This is a genomic window from Streptomyces sp. NPDC050732 (assembly GCF_040654255.1).
In the GTDB taxonomy this organism is placed as follows: domain Bacteria; phylum Actinomycetota; class Actinomycetes; order Streptomycetales; family Streptomycetaceae; genus Streptomyces.
On the sequence record NZ_JBFAHP010000020.1, the window covers coordinates 16095 to 37596 of the forward strand.

Annotated in this window: 16 protein-coding genes; 13 read left to right on the forward strand and 3 right to left on the reverse strand. The window is 69.8% G+C overall.

What is annotated here, in order from left to right; genetic code table 11:
* The first annotated feature begins 1 nt into the window (after window position 1).
* The 8 genes from nuoH (at window position 2) to recQ (ending at window position 10583) form a co-directional block, all read left to right on the forward strand.
* Entirely contained in the window at window positions 2–1339 is a 1338-nt protein-coding gene (gene nuoH / locus AB0H82_RS19480) for an NADH-quinone oxidoreductase subunit NuoH (protein ID WP_362994489.1), read from the forward strand.
* Window positions 1332–1991 carry an NADH-quinone oxidoreductase subunit NuoI gene (gene nuoI / locus AB0H82_RS19485; protein WP_362994295.1) on the forward strand — a complete coding sequence of 220 codons (660 nt, stop codon included), beginning with the start codon at window positions 1332–1334 and terminating at the stop codon, window positions 1989–1991. The genes nuoH and nuoI overlap by 8 nt, the downstream gene beginning before the upstream one ends.
* On the forward strand, window positions 1988–2827 hold the full coding sequence (locus AB0H82_RS19490) for an NADH-quinone oxidoreductase subunit J (RefSeq protein ID WP_362994297.1): 840 nt from the start codon (window positions 1988–1990) through the stop codon (window positions 2825–2827). Before nuoI ends, AB0H82_RS19490 begins: the two co-directional genes overlap by 4 nt.
* Window positions 2824–3123: an NADH-quinone oxidoreductase subunit NuoK gene (nuoK, locus tag AB0H82_RS19495; RefSeq protein ID WP_003974374.1), complete on the forward strand. Its 300-nt coding sequence runs from the start codon at window positions 2824–2826 to the stop codon at window positions 3121–3123. The genes AB0H82_RS19490 and nuoK overlap by 4 nt, the downstream gene beginning before the upstream one ends.
* A 14-nt stretch (window positions 3124–3137) precedes the next feature.
* Window positions 3138–5084 carry an NADH-quinone oxidoreductase subunit L gene (gene nuoL / locus AB0H82_RS19500; RefSeq protein ID WP_362994299.1) on the forward strand — a complete coding sequence of 649 codons (1947 nt, stop codon included), beginning with the start codon at window positions 3138–3140 and terminating at the stop codon, window positions 5082–5084.
* Between the two features lie 5 nt (window positions 5085–5089).
* Window positions 5090–6661 (forward strand): NADH-quinone oxidoreductase subunit M, encoded by a 1572-nt coding sequence (locus tag AB0H82_RS19505; RefSeq protein ID WP_362994301.1) that lies wholly within the window; start codon window positions 5090–5092, stop codon window positions 6659–6661.
* Window positions 6658–8307 carry an NADH-quinone oxidoreductase subunit NuoN gene (gene nuoN / locus AB0H82_RS19510; RefSeq protein ID WP_362994302.1) on the forward strand — a complete coding sequence of 550 codons (1650 nt, stop codon included), beginning with the start codon at window positions 6658–6660 and terminating at the stop codon, window positions 8305–8307. Before AB0H82_RS19505 ends, nuoN begins: the two co-directional genes overlap by 4 nt.
* A gap of 197 nt (window positions 8308–8504) precedes the next feature.
* Complete coding sequence (gene recQ / locus AB0H82_RS19515) at window positions 8505–10583, forward strand: DNA helicase RecQ (protein ID WP_362994304.1); 2079 nt, start codon at window positions 8505–8507, stop codon at window positions 10581–10583.
* 93 nt (window positions 10584–10676) lie between these two features.
* On the opposite strand, the gene fahA is transcribed toward recQ, so the two are convergent.
* A complete protein-coding gene (fahA, locus tag AB0H82_RS19520) occupies window positions 10677–12011 on the reverse strand; it encodes a fumarylacetoacetase (protein ID WP_362994306.1) in 1335 nt (444 codons plus the stop codon).
* A 224-nt stretch (window positions 12012–12235) separates the two neighbouring features.
* On the opposite strand from fahA, the gene AB0H82_RS19525 reads away from it, so the two are divergent.
* Window positions 12236–13075: an HAD family hydrolase gene (locus AB0H82_RS19525; RefSeq protein WP_362994308.1), complete on the forward strand. Its 840-nt coding sequence runs from the start codon at window positions 12236–12238 to the stop codon at window positions 13073–13075.
* Here the strand turns inward: AB0H82_RS19525 and AB0H82_RS19530 are convergent.
* Together AB0H82_RS19530 and AB0H82_RS19535 are read right to left on the reverse strand one after the other, a co-directional pair.
* On the reverse strand, window positions 13072–15063 hold the full coding sequence (locus tag AB0H82_RS19530) for a CocE/NonD family hydrolase (RefSeq protein ID WP_362994310.1): 1992 nt from the start codon (window positions 15061–15063) through the stop codon (window positions 13072–13074). The two genes, AB0H82_RS19525 and AB0H82_RS19530, sit on opposite strands and share 4 nt — an antisense overlap.
* 45 nt (window positions 15064–15108) lie before the next feature.
* Window positions 15109–16623: a peptide MFS transporter gene (locus AB0H82_RS19535; RefSeq protein ID WP_362994312.1), complete on the reverse strand. Its 1515-nt coding sequence runs from the start codon at window positions 16621–16623 to the stop codon at window positions 15109–15111.
* A 316-nt stretch (window positions 16624–16939) separates the two neighbouring features.
* On the opposite strand from AB0H82_RS19535, the gene AB0H82_RS19540 reads away from it, so the two are divergent.
* The 4 genes from AB0H82_RS19540 to AB0H82_RS19555 all read left to right on the forward strand — a co-directional run bounded on the left by AB0H82_RS19540 (window position 16940) and on the right by AB0H82_RS19555 (window position 21493).
* Window positions 16940–17950, forward strand: coding sequence for a polyprenyl synthetase family protein (locus AB0H82_RS19540; protein WP_362994314.1), 1011 nt, complete (start codon window positions 16940–16942; stop codon window positions 17948–17950).
* Window positions 17951–18224: 274 nt separating this feature from the next.
* On the forward strand, window positions 18225–19487 hold the full coding sequence (locus tag AB0H82_RS19545; protein ID WP_362994316.1) for a DUF2092 domain-containing protein: 1263 nt from the start codon (window positions 18225–18227) through the stop codon (window positions 19485–19487).
* Window positions 19488–19572: 85 nt separating this feature from the next.
* On the forward strand, window positions 19573–20601 hold the full coding sequence (locus AB0H82_RS19550) for an ABC transporter ATP-binding protein (RefSeq protein ID WP_362994318.1): 1029 nt from the start codon (window positions 19573–19575) through the stop codon (window positions 20599–20601).
* Window positions 20602–20614: 13 nt separating this feature from the next.
* Window positions 20615–21493: an ABC transporter permease gene (locus AB0H82_RS19555; RefSeq protein WP_362994491.1), complete on the forward strand. Its 879-nt coding sequence runs from the start codon at window positions 20615–20617 to the stop codon at window positions 21491–21493.
* Window positions 21494–21502: the final 9 nt, after the last annotated feature.

A 21502-nucleotide genomic window follows, 5' to 3' on the forward strand; every position in this document is an offset into this window, starting at 1 on the left:
CATGTTCGGCCGCGACCCCTGGTGGCTTGTCGCCTTCAAGGCGGTCTTCTGCTTCGCGTTCCTGATGGTGACGGTCCTCTTCGCCATCGTGTGGGAGCGCAAGGTCGTCGCCTGGATGCAGCTGCGCATCGGCCCCAACCGGAACGGCCCCTGGGGTCTGCTGCAGTCCCTCGCGGACGGCGTCAAGCTGATGCTCAAGGAAGACGTGATCGTCAAGCGCGCGGACAAGGTGGTCTATGTCCTCGCCCCGGTCATCGCGGCGATCCCGGCCTTCATGGCGATCGCGGTGATCCCCTTCGGGCCGGCGGGCAACGAAGTCTCGATCTTCGGTCAGCGCACCACGATGCAGCTCACCGACCTGCCGATCGCGATGCTGTACATCCTCGCGGTCGCCTCCGTCGGCATCTACGGCATCGTGCTCGCGGGCTGGAGCTCCGGCTCGACGTACCCGCTCCTCGGCGGCCTGCGCTCCTGCGCGCAGATGATCTCCTACGAGATCGCGATGGGCGCGGCCTTCGCCTCCGTCTTCCTCTACTCGGGGTCGATGTCGACGTCGACGATCGTCGAGGCGCAGGCCGACCGCTGGTACGTGCTGCTCCTGCCGGTGTCGTTCCTGATCTACATCGTGACGATGATCGGCGAGACCAACCGCGCGCCGTTCGACATGCCGGAGTCCGAGGGCGACCTCGTCGGTGGCTTCAACACCGAGTACTCCTCCATCAAGTTCGCGATGTTCATGCTCGCCGAGTACATCAACATGGTCACCGTCTCGGCGGTGTCGGTCACGCTCTTCCTGGGAGGCTGGCGGGCGCCGTATCCGATCAGCACGTTCTGGGAGGGCGCGAACCACGGCTGGTGGCCGATGCTCTGGTTCGTGATCAAGGTCCAGCTGCTGCTGTTCTTCTTCATCTGGCTGCGCGGTTCGCTGCCCCGCGTCCGCTACGACCAGCTGATGAAGCTCGGCTGGAAGGTCCTGATCCCGGTCTCGGTCGTCTGGCTGATGCTCGTCGCCACGGTCAGGGCGATGCGGAACGAGGACTACGAATTCACCTCGATCGCGCTCTATGTGGGCGGCGGGGTCATCGCGCTGCTGCTGCTCTCCGTCGTCGTCGACATCTTCCGCGACAAACGCGAGAAGGAAGCCGCCGCCGAGGAGGAGAAGCCGGTCGCCTTCGACCCCATGGCGGGCGGATTCCCTGTTCCGCCGCTGCCCGGCCAGACCCTGCCACCCGTCCCGCGCCGCCGCCCGCGCCATGAGCGGGAGCTGATTGTCAGTGGTGGCCCGGATACTCAAAGTGACGGAACCCGAAGTGATGGAAAGGAGGCGTCCGATGGCTGAGTCGAACCAGGAGTCGCACGACCCGAATCAATCGAAGCAAGGGTTCCAGAACCCTGTCGCGGGCTTCGGCGTGACCTTCAAGGCCATGTTCAAGAAGCGGCTGACCGAGCAGTATCCGGAGCAGCAGAAGACCACAGCTCCCCGCTTCCACGGCAGGCACCAGCTGAACCGCCATCCGGACGGCCTGGAGAAGTGCGTCGGCTGTGAGCTCTGCGCCTGGGCCTGTCCGGCGGACGCCATCTATGTGGAGGGCGCGGACAACACGGAAGAGGAGAGGTATTCGCCCGGCGAGCGGTACGGCCGCGTCTACCAGATCAATTACGCCCGCTGCATCCTGTGCGGCCTGTGCATCGAGGCGTGCCCCACGCGCGCGCTGACGATGACGAACGAATTCGAGCTTGCCGACACCAGCCGCGCCAACCTCATCTACACCAAGGAGCAACTGCTCGCCGGTCTGGAAGAGGGCATGGTCGACAGCCCGCACTCGATCTTCCCCGGCATGGACGAGCAGGACTACTACCGGGGCCTGGTGACCGAGGCGGCGCCGGGCACGGTCCCGCAAGTCGCCCTCTCCAAGGGGGAGACGCCCCAGGAGGCGGCCTCGGACTTCGGGGACGGCGAGCCGGCGTCGGAGAAGGTGGTCGGCCGATGACGCAGCTCGCCGCCTATACGACCTCCACCGGCGAGGCCTTCCAGTTCTGGGTGCTCGGCACGGTCGCGGTGATCGGCGCCCTGTGCACCATCCTCATGAAGAAGGCCGTGCACAGCGCGCTCTGCCTGGCCGGGACCATGATCATCCTCGCGGTGTTCTACCTGGCCAACGGCGCGTACTTCCTGGGCATCGTCCAGATCGTCGTCTACACCGGCGCGATCATGATGCTCTTCCTCTTCGTGGTCATGCTCGTCGGCGTCACCGCCGCCGACTCCCTGACGGAGACCATCAAGGGCCAGCGCTGGCTGGCCCTGCTCTGCGGACTCGGCTTCGCGGTGCTGCTCTTCGCGGGCATCGGGAACGCCTCGGTGAAGGAGTTCAACGGCCTCACCAAGGCGAACTCCGGAGGCAATGTGGAAGGCCTCGCCGGGCTCATCTTCACCAAGTACGTCTTCGCCTTCGAGATCACCGGCGCCCTGCTCATCACGGCGACGGTCGGCGCGATGGTCCTCACCCACCGGGAGCGCACGGAGCGCGCCAAGACGCAGCGCGAGCTCTCCGAGGAGCGCGTGCGCGAGGGCAAGCACCTGCCGCCGCTGCCGGCCCCGGGTGTCTACGCCCGGCACAACGCCGTGGACATCGCGGGCCTGCTCCCCGACGGCACCCCGTCGGAGCTCACGGTCAACAGGACGCTGCGCGAGCGCGGCCAGATCCGCGACGTGTCGAGCGAGGCCCTCGACGACCTGCGCGCCCTTGAGCAGCGCTCCACCGATCGCCTGGAGCGGCCCGACCTGCGGAGCGACGACATCGGGCGGACCGAGGAGGCGTCGAAGTGAACCCCGTCAACTACCTCTACCTCGCCGCCCTGTTGTTCACGATCGGCGCGACCGGCGTGCTCATCAGGCGGAACGCGATCGTGGTGTTCATGTGCATCGAGCTCATGCTCAACGCCTGCAACCTCGCGTTCGTGGCCTTCTCCCGGATGCACGGCAACCTCGACGGCCAGATCATCGCGTTCTTCACGATGGTCGTCGCCGCCGCGGAGGTCGTGGTCGGGCTCGCGATCATCGTGTCGCTGTTCCGTTCCCGCCACTCGGCCTCGGTCGACGACGCCAGCCTGATGAAGCTCTGAGGGGTCGCTGAATCGTGGAGAACTTGATTGCGCTGCTCGTCGCGGCGCCGCTGCTCGGAGCGGCCGTACTGCTGTGCGGCGGCCGGGCACTGGACCGCGCGGGCCACTGGCTCGGCACGCTGCTCGCGGCCGCCTCCTTCGTCATCGCCGTCGTGCTGTTCACCGACATGCTGGGCAAGGGCGCCGAGGAACGCTCGCTGTCGCAGCACCTGTTCAGCTGGATCCCCGTCGAGGGCTTCCAGGCGGACGTCGCCTTCCAGCTCGACCAGCTGTCGATGACGTTCGTCCTGCTGATCTCCGGTGTGGGCACGCTCATCCACATCTACTCCATCGGGTACATGGAGCACGACGAGCGGCGCCGCCGCTTCTTCGGCTACCTGAACCTCTTCCTCGCGGCGATGCTCCTCCTGGTCCTCGCCGACAACTACCTTCTCCTGTACGTCGGATGGGAGGGCGTCGGCCTCGCCTCGTACCTCCTGATCGGCTTCTGGCAGCACAAGCCCAGCGCGGCCACCGCCGCGAAGAAGGCCTTCCTGGTCAACCGCGTCGGTGACGTGGGCCTGTCGATCGCCATCATGCTGATGTTCACGACCTTCGGGACCTTCGCCTTCGGTCCGGTCCTGGAGGCGACGGACGGGGCGTCGGAGGGCAAGCTCACCGCCATCGGCCTGATGCTGCTGCTCGCCGCGTGCGGCAAGTCCGCGCAGGTGCCGCTGCAGTCCTGGCTGGGCGACGCGATGGAGGGCCCGACCCCGGTCTCGGCCCTGATCCACGCCGCCACGATGGTGACCGCGGGTGTGTACCTGATCGTCCGCTCCGGCGAGATCTTCAACGCCGCCCCGGAGGCCCAGCTCGCCGTCACCGTCGTCGGCGCGGTCACGCTGCTGTTCGGTGCGATCGTCGGTTGCGCGAAGGACGACATCAAGAAGGCCCTCGCCGGCTCGACGATGTCCCAGATCGGCTACATGATCCTGGCCGCGGGCCTCGGCCCCGTCGGCTACGTCTTCGCGATCATGCACCTGGTGACGCACGGCTTCTTCAAGGCCGGGCTCTTCCTCGGCGCCGGTTCGGTCATGCACGGCATGAACGACGAGGTCGACATGCGGAAGTACGGCGGCCTCAGGAAGTACATGCCGGTCACCTTCGTGACCTTCGGCCTCGGCTATCTGGCGATCATCGGCTTCCCCGGTCTGTCCGGCTTCTTCTCCAAGGACAAGATCATCGAAGCGGCGTTCGCCAAGGGCGGCACGGAGGGCTGGATCCTCGGCTCGGTGGCGCTCCTGGGCGCGGCCATCACCGCGTACTACATGACGCGCGTGATGATCATGACCTTCTTCGGAGAGGAGCGCTGGCGCAACCGGCCGACGGCCTCCCCGGACCGGCCGGACGTCGAGCCCGCCGCGGAAACCCGGGGCGCGCACGACGAACCGCACCCGCACGAGTCGCCGAAGTCCATGACGATCCCGATGATCGTGCTCGCCTTCGGGTCGGTGTTCGCGGGTGGCTTCTTCAGCATCGGTGACCGCTTCATGCACTGGCTGGAGCCGGTCACCCACCACGACCACGGCGACTCGCCACTGAGCGCGGCCACCGTCACGGGCGCCACCATGGTGGTCCTCGTCATCGGCGTCGCCCTCGCCTACGTCCAGTACGGCCGCCGGCCCGTCCCGGTCACCGCCCCGCGCGGCTCGGTGCTCACCCGCGCCGCCCGTCGCGACCTCCTCCAGGACGACTTCAACCACGTCGTCCTGGTCCGCGGCGGCGAGCACCTCACGCGGTCCCTGGTCTATGTGGACCACACCCTGGTCGACGGGGTCGTCAACGGCACGGCGGCCTCGATGGGCGGCCTCTCCGGACGCCTGCGCAAACTGCAGAACGGCTACGCCCGCTCCTACGCGGTCTCGATGTTCGGCGGCGCTGCGGTGCTCATCGCCGCGACCCTGCTGATGAGGGCGGTCTGATACCGATGTCCTTTCCCCTCCTGACAGCGACGGCGGTCCTGCCCGCGGTCGGCGCGATCGCCACGGCAGCCGTTCCGGCCGCCCGGCGGACCGCCGCCAAGTGGCTCGCCCTGCTCGTCTCGCTCGCCACGCTCGGCCTCGCCGCGACCGTGCTCGTACGGTTCGATCCGGACGGCGACCGCTATCAACTGACCGAATCACGCGCCTGGATCAAGGACTTCGGCGTGCGGTACGAGCTCGGGGTCGACGGCATCGCCGTCGCACTCATCGCGCTCACCGCACTCCTGATCCCCTTCATCATCCTGGCGGGCTGGCACGACGCGGATCCTCTGGAGACCAAATCGTCGCGCTGGCGGCCGACGCAGGGCTTCTTCGCCCTGATCCTGGCCGTCGAAGCGATGGTGATCATCTCCTTCGAGGCCACCGACGTCTTCCTCTTCTACATCTTTTTCGAAGCCATGCTCATCCCGATGTACTTCCTCATCGGCGGCTTCGGAGACCGCGCCCACGCGGGCAGCGACGAGAACGCCTCGGCGCAACGCTCGTACGCCGCCGTGAAGTTCCTCCTCTACAACCTCGTCGGCGGCCTCATCATGCTGGCCGCCGTGATCGGGCTCTATGTGGTCGCGGGGAACTTCTCGCTCCAGGAGATCGCCGCCGCGCGCGCGGACGGATCGCTCGACATGGCGACCAACACCGAGCGGTGGCTCTTCCTCGGCTTCTTCTTCGCCTTCGCGGTGAAGGCGCCGCTGTGGCCCCTGCACACCTGGCTGCCGAACGCGATGGGAGAGTCCACCGCCCCGGTCGCCGTGCTGATCACGGCCGTCGTCGACAAGGTCGGCACGTTCGCGATGCTGCGGTTCTGCCTCGGGCTCTTCCCGGAGGCGAGCGACTGGGCGACGCCCGTCATCCTCGTCCTCGCCCTGATCAGCATCATCTACGGAGCGCTGCTCGCGGTCGGCCAGCGCGACATCAAGCGCCTCGTGGCGTACGCGTCGATCTCCCACTTCGGCTTCATCGTGCTCGGCATCTTCGCGATGACGTCGCAGGGCCAGTCCGGCGCGACGCTCTACATGGTCAACCACGGCATCTCGACCGCCGCGCTGATGCTGGTGGCCGGCTTCCTGATCTCGCGGCGCGGCTCGCGTCTGATCGCCGACTACGGAGGGGTGCAGAAGGTCGCCCCGGTGCTCGCGGGCACCTTCCTGATCGGCGGTCTCGCGACGCTGTCGCTCCCCGGACTCGCGCCCTTCGTGAGTGAGTTCCTGGTCCTGGTCGGCGCGTTCGCGCGCTACCCGGTGGTCGGCATCATCGCGACCGTCGGCATCGTGCTCGCCGCGCTGTACACCCTCGTCCTCTACCAGCGGACGATGACGGGCCCCGTGAAGGCGGAGGTCGCGACCATGCCCGACCTGCGGGTGCGTGAACTGGTCGTCGTGGCACCGCTGATCGCGCTCCTGATCGGCCTCGGGGTGTACCCGAAGCCGCTCACCGAGGTGGTCAACCCGGCGGTCGAGCACACGATGTCCGACGTACAGAAGAAAGACCCCAAGCCCGAGGTGGAGGCGGCCAAGTGAGCGCAACAGCCGTCCACAGCCTGTGGACAACGGCGGCAGAACCGATCGGCAAGATCGACGCGCCGGACATCGAGTACGGACAGCTGTCGCCGACGTTGATCGTCATCGGCGCGGCCGTCCTCGGAGTGCTCATCGAAGCCTTCGTCCCCCGCAAGTCCCGTTACTACGTACAGCTCTTCGTGTCCGTGGTCGCCCTGGCCGCCGCCTTCGCCGCGGTCGTCGGACTCGCGGCCCGCGGTTTCGGCACCACCAAGGCCCAGATCGCGGCGATGGGCGCGATCGCGGTCGACGGACCGGCGCTCTTCCTGCAGGGCACCATCCTGCTCACCGGAATCGTCGCGATCTTCACCTTCGCGGAGCGGCGCCTCGACCCGGCGGCGCACGGCAACCGCGTCGACTCGTTCGCGGCGCAGGCCGGATCCGTACCGGGCAGCGAAGGTGAACAGGCCGCCACCAAGGCCGGGTTCACCACCACCGAGGTGTTCCCGCTGGCGCTCTTCGCCATCGGCGGCATGCTCGTCTTCCCCGCGGCCAACGACCTCCTGACGCTCTTCATCGCGCTGGAAGTCTTCTCCCTGCCGCTGTACCTGCTCTGCGCGCTCGCCCGCCGCAAGCGCCTGATGTCGCAGGAATCCGCCGTCAAGTACTTCCTGCTCGGCGCGTTCGCGTCGGCGTTCACGCTCTTCGGCATCGCGCTCCTCTACGGCTACGCGGGCTCCGTGTCGTACGCGACGATCGCGAACGTCGTCGAGGGCAATGTCAAGACCGTGAACCCGGCGCTCGCCGACACCATGGGCAATGACGCGCTGCTCCTGATCGGCGTCGCGATGGTGGTGATGGGGCTGCTCTTCAAGGTGGGCGCGGTGCCGTTCCACATGTGGACCCCGGACGTCTACCAGGGCGCCCCGACGCCGGTCACCGGCTTCATGGCGGCGGCGACGAAGGTGGCCGCGTTCGGCGCGCTCCTCCGCCTCCTCTACGTGGTGCTGCCGGGCCTGCGCTGGGACTGGCGGCCGGTGATGTGGGGCGTCGCGATCATCACGATGCTGGGCGGCGCGATCATCGCGATCACGCAGACCGACATCAAGCGACTCCTCGCGTACTCGTCGATCGCGCACGCCGGCTTCATCCTCGCCGGTGTGATCGCCACTACCCCGGACGGCATCTCCTCCGTCCTCTTCTACCTGGGCGCCTACTCCTTCGTGACCATCGGCGCCTTCGCCGTCGTCACACTGGTGCGGGACGCGGGCGGCGAGGCGACACACCTGTCGAAGTGGGCGGGTCTCGGCCGCAGGTCACCACTGGTCGCCGCGGTCTTCGCGGTCTTCCTGCTCGCCTTCGCCGGCATCCCGCTGACCTCCGGGTTCACCGGGAAGTTCGCGGTCTTCAAGGCGGCCGCCGAGGGCGGCGCGGGCGCGCTGGTCGTGGTCGGTGTCCTGTCGTCGGCGATCGCCGCGTTCTTCTACATCCGCGTGATCGTCCTGATGTTCTTCAGCGAGCCGAAGGCGGACGGCCCCACGGTCGCCGTGCCCTCACCGCTGACGATGACGGCGATCGCTGTGGGCGTCGCGGTGACGCTGGTCCTCGGCGTGGCTCCGCAGTACTTCCTGGATCTGGCGAACCAGGCGGGGGTCTTCGTCCGGTAGCCCGGTTCCTCGGTCTCTGTCGTACGTTCTTTCGTACATGTGTCGCCGCCCGGCATCCCGAGAGGGGGTGCCGGGCGGTTGCCTGTGGATAACTGTCCGGGGTGTCGGTGGGGAGCCCTATCGTGGAGGCAGTGGTCGAGGTAGTGGCCGAGGCAGGAAGCACGGCGGGGGACAGGGCGATGGATGGGACCAAAGGCATGAGCGAGGTGACGGCGGCGGTAGCGGCGCCGGACGCGGCGACCGGCTCCGTGACGGAGAGCGACGCCCTGCGGACGCTCCACCGCGTCTTCGGGTACGACGCCTTCCGCGGCGAGCAGGAAACGATCATCGACCACGTGGTGGCCGGCGGCGACGCCGTCGTCCTCATGCCGACCGGCGGCGGCAAGTCCCTCTGCTACCAGATCCCGGCCCTGGTCAGACCGGGCACGGGCGTCGTGGTCTCCCCGCTCATCGCGCTCATGCAGGACCAGGTGGACGCGCTGCGGGCGCTCGGGGTGCGCGCCGGGTTCATCAACTCCACGCAGGACTTCGACGAGCGCCGCGTCATGGAGGCGGAGTTCCTCGCGGGCGAGCTCGACGTGCTGTATCTCGCACCGGAGCGGCTGCGGCTGGACGCCACCCTGGACCTCCTCTCGCGGGGCAGGATCTCCGTCTTCGCGATCGACGAGGCGCACTGCGTCGCCCAGTGGGGGCACGACTTCCGGCCCGACTATCTCGCGCTCTCCGTGCTCGGGCAGCGCTGGCCCGACGTGCCGCGGATCGCCCTGACCGCGACGGCCACGCACGCCACGCACCGGGAGATCACCGAGCGGCTCGGCATGCCGGACGCCAAGCACTTCGTGGCGAGCTTCGACCGGCCCAACATCCAGTACCGCATCGTGCCGAAGGCCGAGCCGAAGAAGCAGCTCCTGTCCTTCCTGAAGGAGGAGCACGCGGGCGACGCCGGCATCGTCTACTGCCTCTCGCGCAATTCGGTGGAGAAGACCGCCGAGTTCCTGTGCAGGAACGGCATCGAGGCCGTCCCGTACCACGCGGGCCTCGACGGCGGCACGCGCGCGGCGCACCAGTCGCGCTTCCTGCGGGAGGAAGGTCTCGTCGTCTGCGCCACGATCGCCTTCGGCATGGGCATCGACAAGCCGGACGTCCGCTTCGTCGCCCACCTCGACCTGCCCAAGTCGGTCGAGGGGTACTACCAGGAGACGGGCCGCGCGGGCCGCGACGGCCTGCCCTCCACGGCCTGGATGGCGTACGGCCTCCAGGACGTCGTGCAGCAGCGCAAGATGATCCAGGGCAGCGAGGGCGACGAGGCGTTCCGCCGCCGGGCGGCCTCGCACCTCGACTCGATGCTGGCGCTCTGCGAGACCGCGCAGTGCCGCCGCACCCAGCTCCTCACCTACTTCGGCCAGGAAGCGGCGGCGGAGTCCTGCGGGAACTGCGACACGTGCCTCACCCCGCCCGAGACCTGGGACGGCACGGTGGCCGCGCAGAAGGTGCTGTCCACGGTGGTGCGCCTCCAGCGGGAGCGCGGCCAGAAGTTCGGCGCGGGCCAGATCATCGACATCCTGCTCGGCAAGAAGACCGCGAAGGTCATCCAGTTCGACCACGACCAGCTGTCGGTCTTCGGTATCGGCGAGGAGCTGGCGGAGGCCGAATGGCGGGGCGTGGTCCGGCAGTTGCTCGCGCAGGGCCTGCTCGCCGTCGAGGGGGAGTACGGCACGCTGGTGCTCACCGAGACGAGCGGGTCCGTCCTGGGCCGCGAGCGCGAGGTGCGGCTGCGCAAGGAGCCGAAGCGGGCTCCGGCGGCGCGGGGGTCCAAGGGCGAGCGCAAGGCGAAGTCGGCGGCGGCGGTCGCCGAGCTGCCCCAGGAGGCGGTGCCGCTCTTCGAGGCGCTGCGCGCCTGGCGCGGCGCCCAGGCGAAGGAGCAGGGCGTCCCGGCGTACGTGATCTTCCACGACGCCACGCTCCGGGAGATCGCGACGCTGCGGCCCACCTCCGTGTCGGACCTCGAAGGCATCAGCGGAGTGGGCGAGAAGAAGCGGGCGACGTACGGCGAGGGTGTGGTCGGGGTCGTGGCGGAGTTCGTGGGCGGCAGCCCGGGTTCTGGCGGGGCGCCTGACGGGGAGGCCCGGCCGACGGCGACACCTGTCGGTGCCCCCGCCGGCGGGCCGGCCGGTGGCGGTGCCTCAGTCAGGCGGGCCGGCGGCGGGGCCTCAGCTCCGGCCGATGAGGCGGAGCTGGGCTGGGGCGATGAGGAGGAGCCGGACTGGACGTCCTGACACGCGGCTGCGCGCGGGCAGGTCGCCCTCGCCCCAGCAGCCGCGGTCGCAGGCGCCGTCGCCCCGTCGTCCTCGCCACCGCCCCGTCGTGAGCTACCTCGCCGGTGCGATTCGGCCCGTCACCTCGCCGAGGCCCACCTTCGTGCCGTCGGGGCCCGGGGCCCAGGCGGAGAGGGTGACCTCGTCGCCGTCCTCCAGGAAGGTGCGCTTGCCGTCGGGGAGTTCGAGGGGGTCGCGGCCGTTCCAGGTGATCTCGATCAGGGAGCCGTACTGACCGGGCTCGGAGCCGCTGACCGTGCCCGAGCCGTACAGGTCGCCGGTGCGGAGTGAGGCGCCGTTGACCGTCATGTGCGCCAGTTGCTGCGCGGCCGTCCAGTACACGGTGGAGAACGGCGGCTCGGAGATGACCTGGCCGTTGAGGGTGACCGTCATGCGCAGGTCGTAGCCGCCGGGCTCGTCCGCCGACGACTCCGCGGAGTCGTCCAGGTAGGGCAGGAGCGGGTGCGTGCGCTCCGGGGGTGCGACCCGCGCCGAGTCCAGCGCCTCCAGCGGGGTGATCCACGCGGAGACCGAGGTGGCGAAGGACTTCCCGAGGAACGGCCCGAGCGGGACGTACTCCCAGGCCTGGATGTCGCGCGCGGACCAGTCGTTGAGGAGGGTGAGCCCGAAGACGTGCTCCCGGAAGTCCGCCAGGGGGACGGGCGTTCCGTGCGTCGAGGAGGTGCCGACCACGAAGCCGACCTCCGCCTCGATGTCGAGCCGCACTGAGGGGCCGAAGACGGGAGCCGTGTCGGCGGGCGCCTTGCGCTGGCCCGTCGGGCGGACCACGTCCGTCCCCGAGACCACGACCGTGCCGGACCGGCCGTGGTAACCGATGGGCAGGTGCTTCCAGTTGGGGGTCAGCGGGGTCGGCGAGTCCGGGCGGAACATCTTGCCCAGGTTCGTCGCGTGGTTCTCCGAGGCGTAGAAGTCGACGTAGTCCGCGATTTCGAACGGCAGGTGCAGGGTCACTTCGGAGAGGGGGTGCAGCAGGGGGCGTACGGCTTCGCGGTGGGCGGGCACCGTCACCCACGCCGTCAGGGCGCGCCGCACGTCGGACCAGGCGGTGCGGCCCGCGGCGAGCAGCGGGTTGAGGGTGGGGCGGGCGAGGAGCGAGACGTAGGGGGAGCCGAGGGCGGCGGCCGCGGCGCCCGCGTCCAGGACGTACGAGCCGAGCCGTACCCCGACCCTGCGCCGGCCGGTCGCCTCACCGGTCAGGGAGAACACGCCGTAGGGGAGGTTGTGCGGTCCGAAGGGGTCGCCCTCGGGAAGGCCGAAGGGGTCGCCCTCGGGAAGACCGGTGGAGCCGCCCTCGGGGTGACCGGTGGGGCCTCCGGGGAGGTCGGTGGAGTCACCGGCGGCCGGGTCGAGCGGGGTCTGCTCGGACATGCGTACCTGCCTCGCTTTCCATAGGGGTGTGCCACACGTTACGTGTGGAGGGCCTGTTGCGGCAGTGCCTGAAGAGTGCGCAATGTCCGAATAACTCTCGCTGTGCGAGGCGGAATATCACCTTCCGCTTTCCTGTGAGGGAGGAACCGCCCGTCCTCACCCGGCCGTATGCGCACCTTGCCAAGCAGCTTCCGGTGGAGCGCAGGATCCGTATTCTCTGGATCATGGCCGCTCCCCTCGCATATGCACTCATCGCCACTGACCTGGACGGGACGCTGCTGCGCGGCGACGACACGGTCTCGGACCGGTCGCGGCGGGCACTGGCCGCCGTGAGCGAGGCGGGCGCCCGGCACCTCGTGGTGACAGGCCGCCCGGCGCCACGGGTGAGGCCGCTCCTGGACGAACTCGGCTATGCGGGCCTGGCCGTGTGCGGTCAGGGGGCGCAGCTGTACGACGCGGGCGCGAACCGGATGGAGTGGTCGGTGAAGCTCGACCGCGAGCTCGCCGAGGCCGCGCTCGGCAAGATCGAGGCGGAGGTCGGGCAGGTCTACGCGGCCGTGGACCAGGACGGCGTCCACGGCCTCACGCTCATCGAGCCGGGGTACGAGATGCCGCATCCCACGCTTCCCGCGATGCGGGTGCCCAAGCGGGACGTGCTCTGGGAGGAGCCCATCAGCAAGGTGCTCCTGCGCCATCCGCTGCTGCCCGACGACGAGTTGGCGGCGGTGGCGCGCGACGCGGTGGGCTCGCTCGCGTCGGTCACCATGTCGGGGCCCGGCACGGTGGAGCTCCAGCCGTGCGGGGTCACCAAGGCGACCGGGCTCGCGCTGGCCGCCGAGCGGCTCGGCCTGACGGCCGCGGACACGATCGCCTTCGGGGACATGCCCAACGACATCCCCATGTTCCTGTGGGCCGCCCACGGCGTGGCCATGGCCAACGCCCATGGGGAACTCAAAGCGGTGGCCGACGAGTTGACCCTCTCGAACGAGGACGACGGCATCGCCGTCGTCCTCGACCGTCTGCTCCTGGGCGGTCGCCGGACCGATCCAAAAGACACGCCCTAGCCCGCGGTCCGCCGGATCCGCTTCTCCCACGTCCGGTGGAAGACGACCTCGTCGCCGGCCTTGCACACCACCTCGTTCGAGGTGATGAAGTCCGCCGCGTCGCAGGTGATCTCCGAGCGGGTCTCGACGCGCGTGTCCCAGCCGAGTTCGGGTCGGTGCAGGCGGATCGTCCAGTCCGAGCGGGTGCGGGCGCTCAGCGGGTCGCCCTCCTGGATCGTGTACGTCTCCAGCGCGTCCTCGGTGAATTCGAGGCCGTCGGGGTACACGCGCGTGCCGCCGTAGCGCGGGTCGACCTCAAGGCGCCACTCGCCCTTGGCGACGTCGCGTACGACGAGGCGCTCGGGCCGCTGTTCGTCCAGGGTCGCCGGGTACACCACGCCGAGCGGCTCGGACTGCTCTGCGGGCCCGAAGACGATCGACGGGTCGAAGTCGCCCTCGCGCGTGGGGAGTTCCAGTGAGCTGCCCACCGGCTCCAGGGTGAAGCCGACGGAGTCCGCCTGCGGCCAGATCCAGGGCCAGTACGCGGAGGAGACCGCGAGGCGGATGCGGTGGCCCGGCGGGAAGGTGTGGCCGATGCCGTTGAGCTCGAACGTCACGTCCTCGGTGGCGCCGAGGGGCCAGGCGTCCGCGCGGTCCCTGCCGTGCCGCGCCGAGAGGTTGAGCACGCCCCGGGTGACCAGGGTGGACGAGCCGTCGGGGGCGATGTCGCAGAGGCGGGCGACGGCCTGGCCGTACGGCACGTCCATCCGCAGCCGCAGCGTCACCCTGGGACGCCCGAGGATCCGTACCTCCGAAGGGACCTCGAATTCGAAGCACGCCGACTTCGCGTCCTCGTCCCGCTGGTCCGGCGGCAGGTCCGCGTTGTTCCCGAAGGGGAAGAAGCGGCCCGCGTCCAGGCCCGTGTGGTGCGGGGAGTCGACGAGGACGGGGGTGCCCTGGAGCGCGTACGACACGGGGGTGACGTTCGGGGACGGCCAGGACGGGTCGCCGACCCAGCCGCCGGGCAGCTCCGGGTAGACCGTCGCCGGCGGGTGCGAGTCGCTGATCCAGGAGCGGAGCTTCGGCTCGGCCATCACGCCGGTGTCGATGCCCTTGAGGTGGTGGTCCCACCAGCGCAGGGTCTCCTGGAGGAAGCCGATCGCGGGGCCGGGCGGCAGGCCGCGGTCCGGGTACTGGTGCGACCAGGGGCCGATGAGGCCGCGCACCTGCTCGTCGGGGAGGTGCTCGACCAGCCGCAGGACGGTGTCGCGGTACGGGTCGTGCCAGCCGCCGACCGCGAGCACCGCGGCGCCGATCGCGGAGTAGTCCTCGCAGACGCTGCCGTGCCGCCAGTAGGCGTCGCGGGTCTGGTGGTCCAGCCAGGTGTGGATGAGGGGTTCGACGGCTTCGAGGCGCGTCAGCCACATCTCGCGCCAGGCGTCGCCCACGAAGTACGGGTCCGGCGGGCGCGACGCGAAGGCGAGCATCGTCGCCGCCCACGCGTGCATGTCCACCGCGAGGACGGAACCGCCCATGTAGTGCACGTCGTTGTCGTAGCGGTCGTCCGCCGAGCAGACCGTGACGATCGCCTTGAGCGGCTCGGGTGCGAGCGCCGCGATCTGGAGGGAGTTGAAGCCGCCCCAGGAGATGCCGAACATGCCGACCTTGCCGGTCGACCAGGGCTGCGCGGCCAGCCAGTGGACGACCTCGACGCCGTCGGCCAGCTCCTGCGGCGCGTATTCGTCGGTGGGCAGGCCCTCGCTGTTGCCGTGGCCGCGGACGTCGACGCGCACGGAGGCGTAGCCGTGGCCCGCGTACCAGGGGTGGCGCTGCCAGTCGCGCGGCGCCGTCCAGTCGCTGAGGCGGTAGGGGAGGTATTCGAGGAGCACGGGGACGGGCTCGTCGGTGACCGGGCGCCACACGCGCGCGTAGAGCCTGGTCCCGTCGGAGAGGGGTACGCGGAAGTCCTCGCGGGTGGTCTCGTACGGGAAGGAGTCGCGGATCTGCATGAGTGGAACCTCAGTGGACGGGGTGTCTCCGGTGGGCGGGGTGCCCTAGTGGACGGGGTGCATGGTGCGGCGCAGCCACGGTGCGAGCGCGATCACGGCGATGCCCGCGAGCACGGCGATTCCGCCGTTCACGCCGAAGTACGCCGGGTTGGAGACCTCTCCGTAGACCTTCACGACCTGCGCCTGGATGCCGTTGGCGAGTGCGAGGGAGAGGAACCACAGGGCCATCGTCTGGCTGGCGAAGGCCTTCGGGGCGAGCTTGGTCGTCGCCGACATGCCCGAGGTCTCCACGAGGATGTCGCCGAGCCCGAGCAGCAGGTACGAGCCGACGATCCACCAGACCGCCATCTTGTACGTGTCGTCGGCGTGCCCCGAGGTGGGCAGCGTCATCAGGAGGAACGACAGGCCGCCCAGGATCACCCCGAAGGCGATCTTGTTGGAGGCGTGCGGCTGACGCCTCCCCATCCGCGCCCAGACGGCGGCGACGACGGGCGCGAGGCCGACCTCGAAGGCGCCGAGCGCGGAGGCGTACCAGCTTGCGGGGAAGGTGAAGCCGAAGATCGACGTCTCGGCGTTCGTCGACGCCAGCAGGATCATCGTCGAGTACGCCTGGAAGAGGATGAAGTTGAAGACGACCGAGGCCAGGAAGAGGACCACGTACGGTCTGAGGCGGCCGCGCTCCTCGGCGCTCACGCGCGGGCTGCGGAACATCACCGCGAAGTAGACGACCGGCGCGATCACCGAGATCAGGGTGAGCAGGTCGACGAAGCGGTCCATGGTGAGCCGGCCGGCGGCGGCAAGGAGCCCGGCGACGGCGGCGGCCACGACGAGGCCGGCGACGATCATCAGGACGGCCCGGCGCATCGCGTCCCTCGGCAGGGCGAACTCGGCGGACGCCTTCCGTCCCGCGAGATGGCGCCGTCCCGCGACGTACTGGACGAGACCGAAGGTCATGCCGATCGCGGCCGCCGAGAAGCCCCAGTGCCAGCCCTTGTGGTCGCCGAGCCAGCCGGTGATCAGCGGGCCCGCGAAGGCGCCTACGTTGATCGCCATGTAGTACAGCGCGAAGCCCGCGTCGCGGCGCTCGTCCTCGGTGCGGTAGAGCTTGCCGACCATCGAGGCGACGTTGGGCTTGAGGAGGCCGGTGCCCGCGCTGATCAGACCGAGCCCCACCCAGGTCATCGTCGCCGTCGGCACGGCCATCGAGTAGTGGCCGCAGGCGATGAGGATGCCGCCCCACAGCACCGCGCGGTACGAGCCGAGGATGCGGTCGGCGAGCCAGCCGCCCGCCACGGAGACGAGGTAGACCAGCGTGCCGTACGCCGCTGAGACCGACGCGGCCGTACCGGCGTCCATCCCCATGCCGTCGTTCGCGACGGAGTCGGCGAAGTAGAGGACCAGGATGGCCTGCATGCCGAGGAACGAGAAGCGCTCCCAGACCTCAAGACCGGAGAGGGTGAGCAGGCCGCGCGGCTGCCCGAAGAAGGCGCGGTCGTCGCCCGGCGGTGGGTCGCCGGACGGCTCGGCTGGCGGCTCGTACTCGGCCGTAGTACGGGACAAAGATGCTTCTCCCGGTCGTTACGGGTCTTGCGGTGCAGGGCGGTCTTCTCGGTCTTATGGGCCGATCACGAACATACCGGTGAGCTTTGCGCGCCGCTCGGCCTGGTGTGCGAAGAGGCTGCGCGGAGCCTCGGGATCCGCTCCGACCAGCGCGGCGGCGTGCGACGGGCGGGCAGGTGCTCGCCGTGATCGAAAGTCGACCGGATACGCTGACTTGAGTGATGGCAGCGACACATCGACAAACCCGTGTCATCGACCGAGATCCAATGATCGACCGAGTTGGCCATGTGATCGTCAGCAGACAGGAGAACCTCTCGTGACCGTCGTCGGGCCTTTTGGGCTGAGCGTGCGGGACCAGGCTCTCGAAGCCGATGTCCAGGTCGGATTGGCGGCTGTCGAGGAGGGACTGCTCGAAGCCACCAAGAGCGAGGTGCCCTTCATCACCGAGGCCGCCCAGCACCTGGTCCGTGCCGGGGGCAAGCGTTTCCGTCCGCTGCTCGTGATGCTCGCTGCCCAGTTCGGCGACCCCTACGCGCCGGGTGTCGTGCCCTCCGCCGTCGTCGTCGAGCTGACGCACCTCGCGACGCTGTACCACGACGACGTCATGGACGAGGCCGATGTGCGCCGCGGCGTCGAGAGCGCCAACCAGCGCTGGGGGAACTCCGTCGCCGTGCTGACCGGCGACTTTCTCTTCGCCCGCGCCTCGTACATCCTGGCCGACCTCGGCCCCGAGGCCGTCCGCATCCAGGCGGAGGCCTTCGAGCGGCTGGTCACCGGCCAGATCCTGGAGACCGCGGGACCGACCGAGGGCCGCGACCCGGTCGACCACTACCTCGACGTGCTCAGGGGCAAGACCGGCTCGCTGGTCGCCGTGGCCTGCCGGTTCGGCGCGATGATGTCCGGCGCGGACGAGACCGTCGTGGACGTCCTCACGCAGTACGGGGAGCGGCTCGGCGTCGCCTTCCAGCTCGCCGACGACGTGCTCGACATCGCCTCCGACTCGCACGAGTCCGGCAAGACGCCGGGCACGGACCTGCGCGAGGGCATCCCCACGCTGCCGGTGCTGCGCCTGCGCGAGCGGGCCGCGCGGCTCGGCCTCGCCGAGGACATCGCCCTGTGCGAGCTCCTCGACTCGGACCTCACGGACGACGCACGGCACGCGGAGGCCCTCACCAGGCTGCGCACGCACCCCGCCCTCGAACACGCGCGCAGGGACACGGTCCACTACGCGGAGAGCGCGCGGGCCGCCCTGGGACCGCTGCCCGAGGGCGACGCGAAGGCGTCGCTGATCGAGCTCTGCGACCTCGTGGTGCACCGGGCGGGCTGAGAGCACGTCTCCTTCTCCGGCCGTCCGCCGGAGCCCACACTGTCGATCGGCGGTGCCACCCCCTACGGGACGGGGGAGGCACCGCCGCTTCATGTCATCCCAGAGCAGTACATGGAGTTGCTTCCGGGGTCTGACGCTTCTTGGTGGCCGATTTGGTCGGATGGAGTCCAACGAGAACAACCACTCCTGACCTATTCGGGTGAGAATGGCGGCACAGGGTGGACGAAGACACGTACAGGGAAGGCCGCCGCCGACCACGGAGGTAAGGCAGACAATGGCACCGTACGAATCGGCGAAGGACACCAGCGAGGCCGCGGACGTGCGCGCCGGCCGCCGCAAGGCGGCCCGCTACGCGGTCCCGATCGCGGTGGCGGGGGTGGCGGCGGCGACGATCGGACTCGTCCCGGCGCTCGCCACATCGGGCGACCCGGACCTCCCGAAGGTCACCGCACAGGAGCTCATCGAGAAGATCGCCGCGTCGGACACGCAGCAGCTCTCCGGCAACGTCAAGATCAGCACCGACCTGGGCCTGCCGTCGTTCGGCGGCATGGCGGGCGGCTTCGGCGGCGGGGGCGGCGCGGACCGGGGCGAGGGCGACGGCGACGAGAAGGGCTCGGCGGCCGACCCCAAGAGCAAGCTGATGGAGCTGGCGTCCGGCACGCACACGCTGCGCGTCGCGGCCGACGGCCCCGACAAGCAGAAGGTGTCCGTCCTGGGCGACGCCTCCGAGTACAGCCTGATCCACAACGGCGACGACGTGTGGGCGTACGACAGCGCGTCGAACGAGGCCTACCACGCGAAGGACGAGGGCGCCTCTCCGGAGAAGGGCGACAAGCACGGCAAGGACGTGCCGAAGGGGCTTGACGGCGAGCTGCCCAGCACCCCGAAGGAGTTCGCCGAGCAGGCCCTGAAGGCCGTCGACGACACCACGTCCGTCGAGGTCGACGGCACCGCGCAGGTCGCGGGCCGCGACGCGTACCGCCTGGTGATCAAGCCGAAGCAGGACGGCTCGACGGTCGGCCGGATCACCGTCGCGGTGGACGAGAAGACCGGCACACCGCTCAAGTTCACCCTGACCCCGGCCTCCGGCGGCGCGGCCGTCGTCGACGCGGGCTTCACGAAGGTCGACTTCGGCAAGCCGTCCGCGTCCACCTTCGACTTCACGCCCCCCAAGGGCACGAAGGTCACCGAGGCCGACGAGCAGGGCGAGCGGAGCCGCGACTTCAAGGGCAAGGACGGCAAGGAGTTCGGCGAGGGCGACCTCAACGAACCCAAGGTCATCGGGACGGGCTGGAGCTCCATCGCCGAGCTGAAGCTGCCCGGCGGCAAGGGCCTGCCGACGGCCGGCTCCGGCGACGTCCCGCAGGACGCGCAGAAGCTGCTCGACTCGCTGGGCGACCAGGTCAACGGCGACTTCGGCGCCGGCACGGTCTTCTCGACCCGCCTGATCAACGCCCTCGTCACCGACGACGGCACGGTCTACGTGGGCGCGGTCACCAAGGACGCGCTGGTGAAGGCGGCGAACGAGGCGCACTAGCGGTGCGTACGGCATAGGGAAACGGCGGATGGGAGGTGCCGGCCGGGCACCTTCCATCCGTCTCTTCGGACGACGGGAGGGCAGTGTGCCGGGCAGCAACGGCAGTTCGGAGGGCTCGGTGGAGCATGTCATCGAGACGCACGCGCTCACCAAGCGCTACGGAAAACACCTCGCCGTCGACCGGCTCGACCTCACCGTCCCGGAAGGCAGCGTCTTCGGCTTCCTCGGGCCGAACGGCTCGGGCAAGACGACGACGATCCGCATGCTGATGGGCCTCATCGAGCCGACCTCCGGCCGCGCCCAGGTCCTCGGCCGCCCCATGCCGCGCGCCACGCGCACCGTCCTGCCGCACGTGGGCGCGCTGATCGAGGGGCCCGCCCTCTACGGCTTCCTGTCGGGCCGCGACAACCTCCTGCGGTACGACTCCGCGGACCCGACCGCGGACCCGCGCACCCGGAAGGCGCGGGCCGAGGCGGCGCTCGACCGGGTCGGGCTCACCGCGGCCGCCGGCAAGAAGGCGAAGGCGTACTCCCTCGGCATGAAGCAGCGCCTCGGGCTCGCGGCGGCGCTGCTCCAGCCGCGCAAGCTCCTCGTCCTCGACGAGCCGACGAACGGCCTCGACCCGCAAGGCATGCGCGAGATCCGCACCCTGGTGCGGGAGCTGGCCGCGGAGGGCACGACCGTCTTCCTCTCCTCGCACCTGCTCGACGAGATCGAGCAGGTCTGCACGCACGCGGCCGTGATGACCCAGGGCCGTCTGATCACCCAGGGGTCCGTCGCCGAGCTGGCGGCGGGCGCGCGGGGCAGGCTCGTCGTGACGACACCGGACCCGGGCGAGGCGGCCCGGGTCCTGAAGGAGCAGGGCGTGACGGACCTGGTCTCTACGGAGGACCGTGTTACCGGCGAACTCCCAGGTCAGAACGGGTCCGGTCAGAACGGGTCCGGTCAAGACGGGTCCGGGCAGGACGGGTCCGGTCAGGACCTGGACCTGGCCGAACTGAACGCCGCGCTGGTCGGCGCGGGCGTCCGCGTCCGCGGCTTCGGCCTCGAACGTGCCTCTCTGGAGGACGCGTTCGTGGCGCTGACGGGGGAGGGCTTCGATGTCGCGGGCTGAGGTCACCGAGACCATGGACGTGTCCGGGGCGGATGTCCCGAGGGAGCAGCGGTGGGTCTGGACGCTGGGTCTCTTCCGCAGCGAGCTCGGGATCACGTTCCGCCGCTGGCGGACCATCGCGCTGCTCGGCGTCCTCGCCGCCGTGCCGGTCCTCGTCGGCATCGCCGTCAAGATCGAGACCAGTGACGGCTCGACGATCGGCGGGGGCGGCGACGAAGGCGGGCCCGCCTTCATCGCGCAGATCACCAACAACGGCCTGTTCCTGGTCTTCACCGCGCTCGCCGCGACCCTGCCGTTCTTCCTGCCGATGGCGATCGGCGTCGTCGCGGGGGACGCCGTCGCGGGCGAGGCGAGCGCGGGCACGCTGCGCTATCTGCTGGTCGCGCCCGCCGGGCGGACCCGGCTGCTCCTCGTCAAGTACGCGACCACGCTGACGTTCTGCCTGGTCGCGACCCTGGTCGTCGCCACGTCCGCGCTCGCCACCGGCGCGCTGCTCTTCCCGCTCGGCGAGGTCACGACGATCTCCGGCACCCGCATGGGCTTCGGTGAGGGGCTACTGCGGGCCCTGCTGATCGCGCTCGTCGTCGCCGTGTCGCTGATCGGGGTTGCGGCGCTCGGCCTGTTCGTCTCGACGCTCACCAGCAGCGGCATCGCGGCGATGGCGACGACGGTGGGGCTGCTGATCACGGTCCAGATCCTCGACCAGATCCCGCAGCTGCACGCCCTCCACCCGTACTTCTTCTCGCACTACTGGCTGTCCTTCGCCGACCTGATGCGCGAGCCGGTCTACTGGGACGACATCATCAAGAACCTGCAGATGCAGGGCTTGTACGCGGCCGTGTTCGGCTCGGCTGCCTGGGCGCGCTTCGGGGCGAAGGACGTCATGGCGTAGTCGCTCGAA

What these genes read in the sequence shown, in the direction of transcription:
- nuoH (WP_362994489.1), top strand. Translation starts at nt 2, where the DNA reads ATGTTCGGCCGCGACCCCTGGTGGCTTGTCGCCTTCAAGGCGGTCTTC.
- nuoI (WP_362994295.1), top strand. Translation starts at nt 1,332, where the DNA reads ATGGCTGAGTCGAACCAGGAGTCGCACGACCCGAATCAATCGAAGCAA.
- AB0H82_RS19490 (WP_362994297.1), top strand. Translation starts at nt 1,988, where the DNA reads ATGACGCAGCTCGCCGCCTATACGACCTCCACCGGCGAGGCCTTCCAG.
- AB0H82_RS19505 (WP_362994301.1), top strand. Translation starts at nt 5,090, where the DNA reads ATGTCCTTTCCCCTCCTGACAGCGACGGCGGTCCTGCCCGCGGTCGGC.
- recQ (WP_362994304.1), top strand. Translation starts at nt 8,505, where the DNA reads ATGAGCGAGGTGACGGCGGCGGTAGCGGCGCCGGACGCGGCGACCGGC.
- fahA (WP_362994306.1), bottom strand. Translation starts at nt 12,011, where the DNA reads ATGTCCGAGCAGACCCCGCTCGACCCGGCCGCCGGTGACTCCACCGAC.
- AB0H82_RS19525 (WP_362994308.1), top strand. Translation starts at nt 12,236, where the DNA reads ATGGCCGCTCCCCTCGCATATGCACTCATCGCCACTGACCTGGACGGG.
- AB0H82_RS19530 (WP_362994310.1), bottom strand. Translation starts at nt 15,063, where the DNA reads ATGCAGATCCGCGACTCCTTCCCGTACGAGACCACCCGCGAGGACTTC.
- AB0H82_RS19545 (WP_362994316.1), top strand. Translation starts at nt 18,225, where the DNA reads ATGGCACCGTACGAATCGGCGAAGGACACCAGCGAGGCCGCGGACGTG.
- AB0H82_RS19555 (WP_362994491.1), top strand. Translation starts at nt 20,615, where the DNA reads ATGGACGTGTCCGGGGCGGATGTCCCGAGGGAGCAGCGGTGGGTCTGG.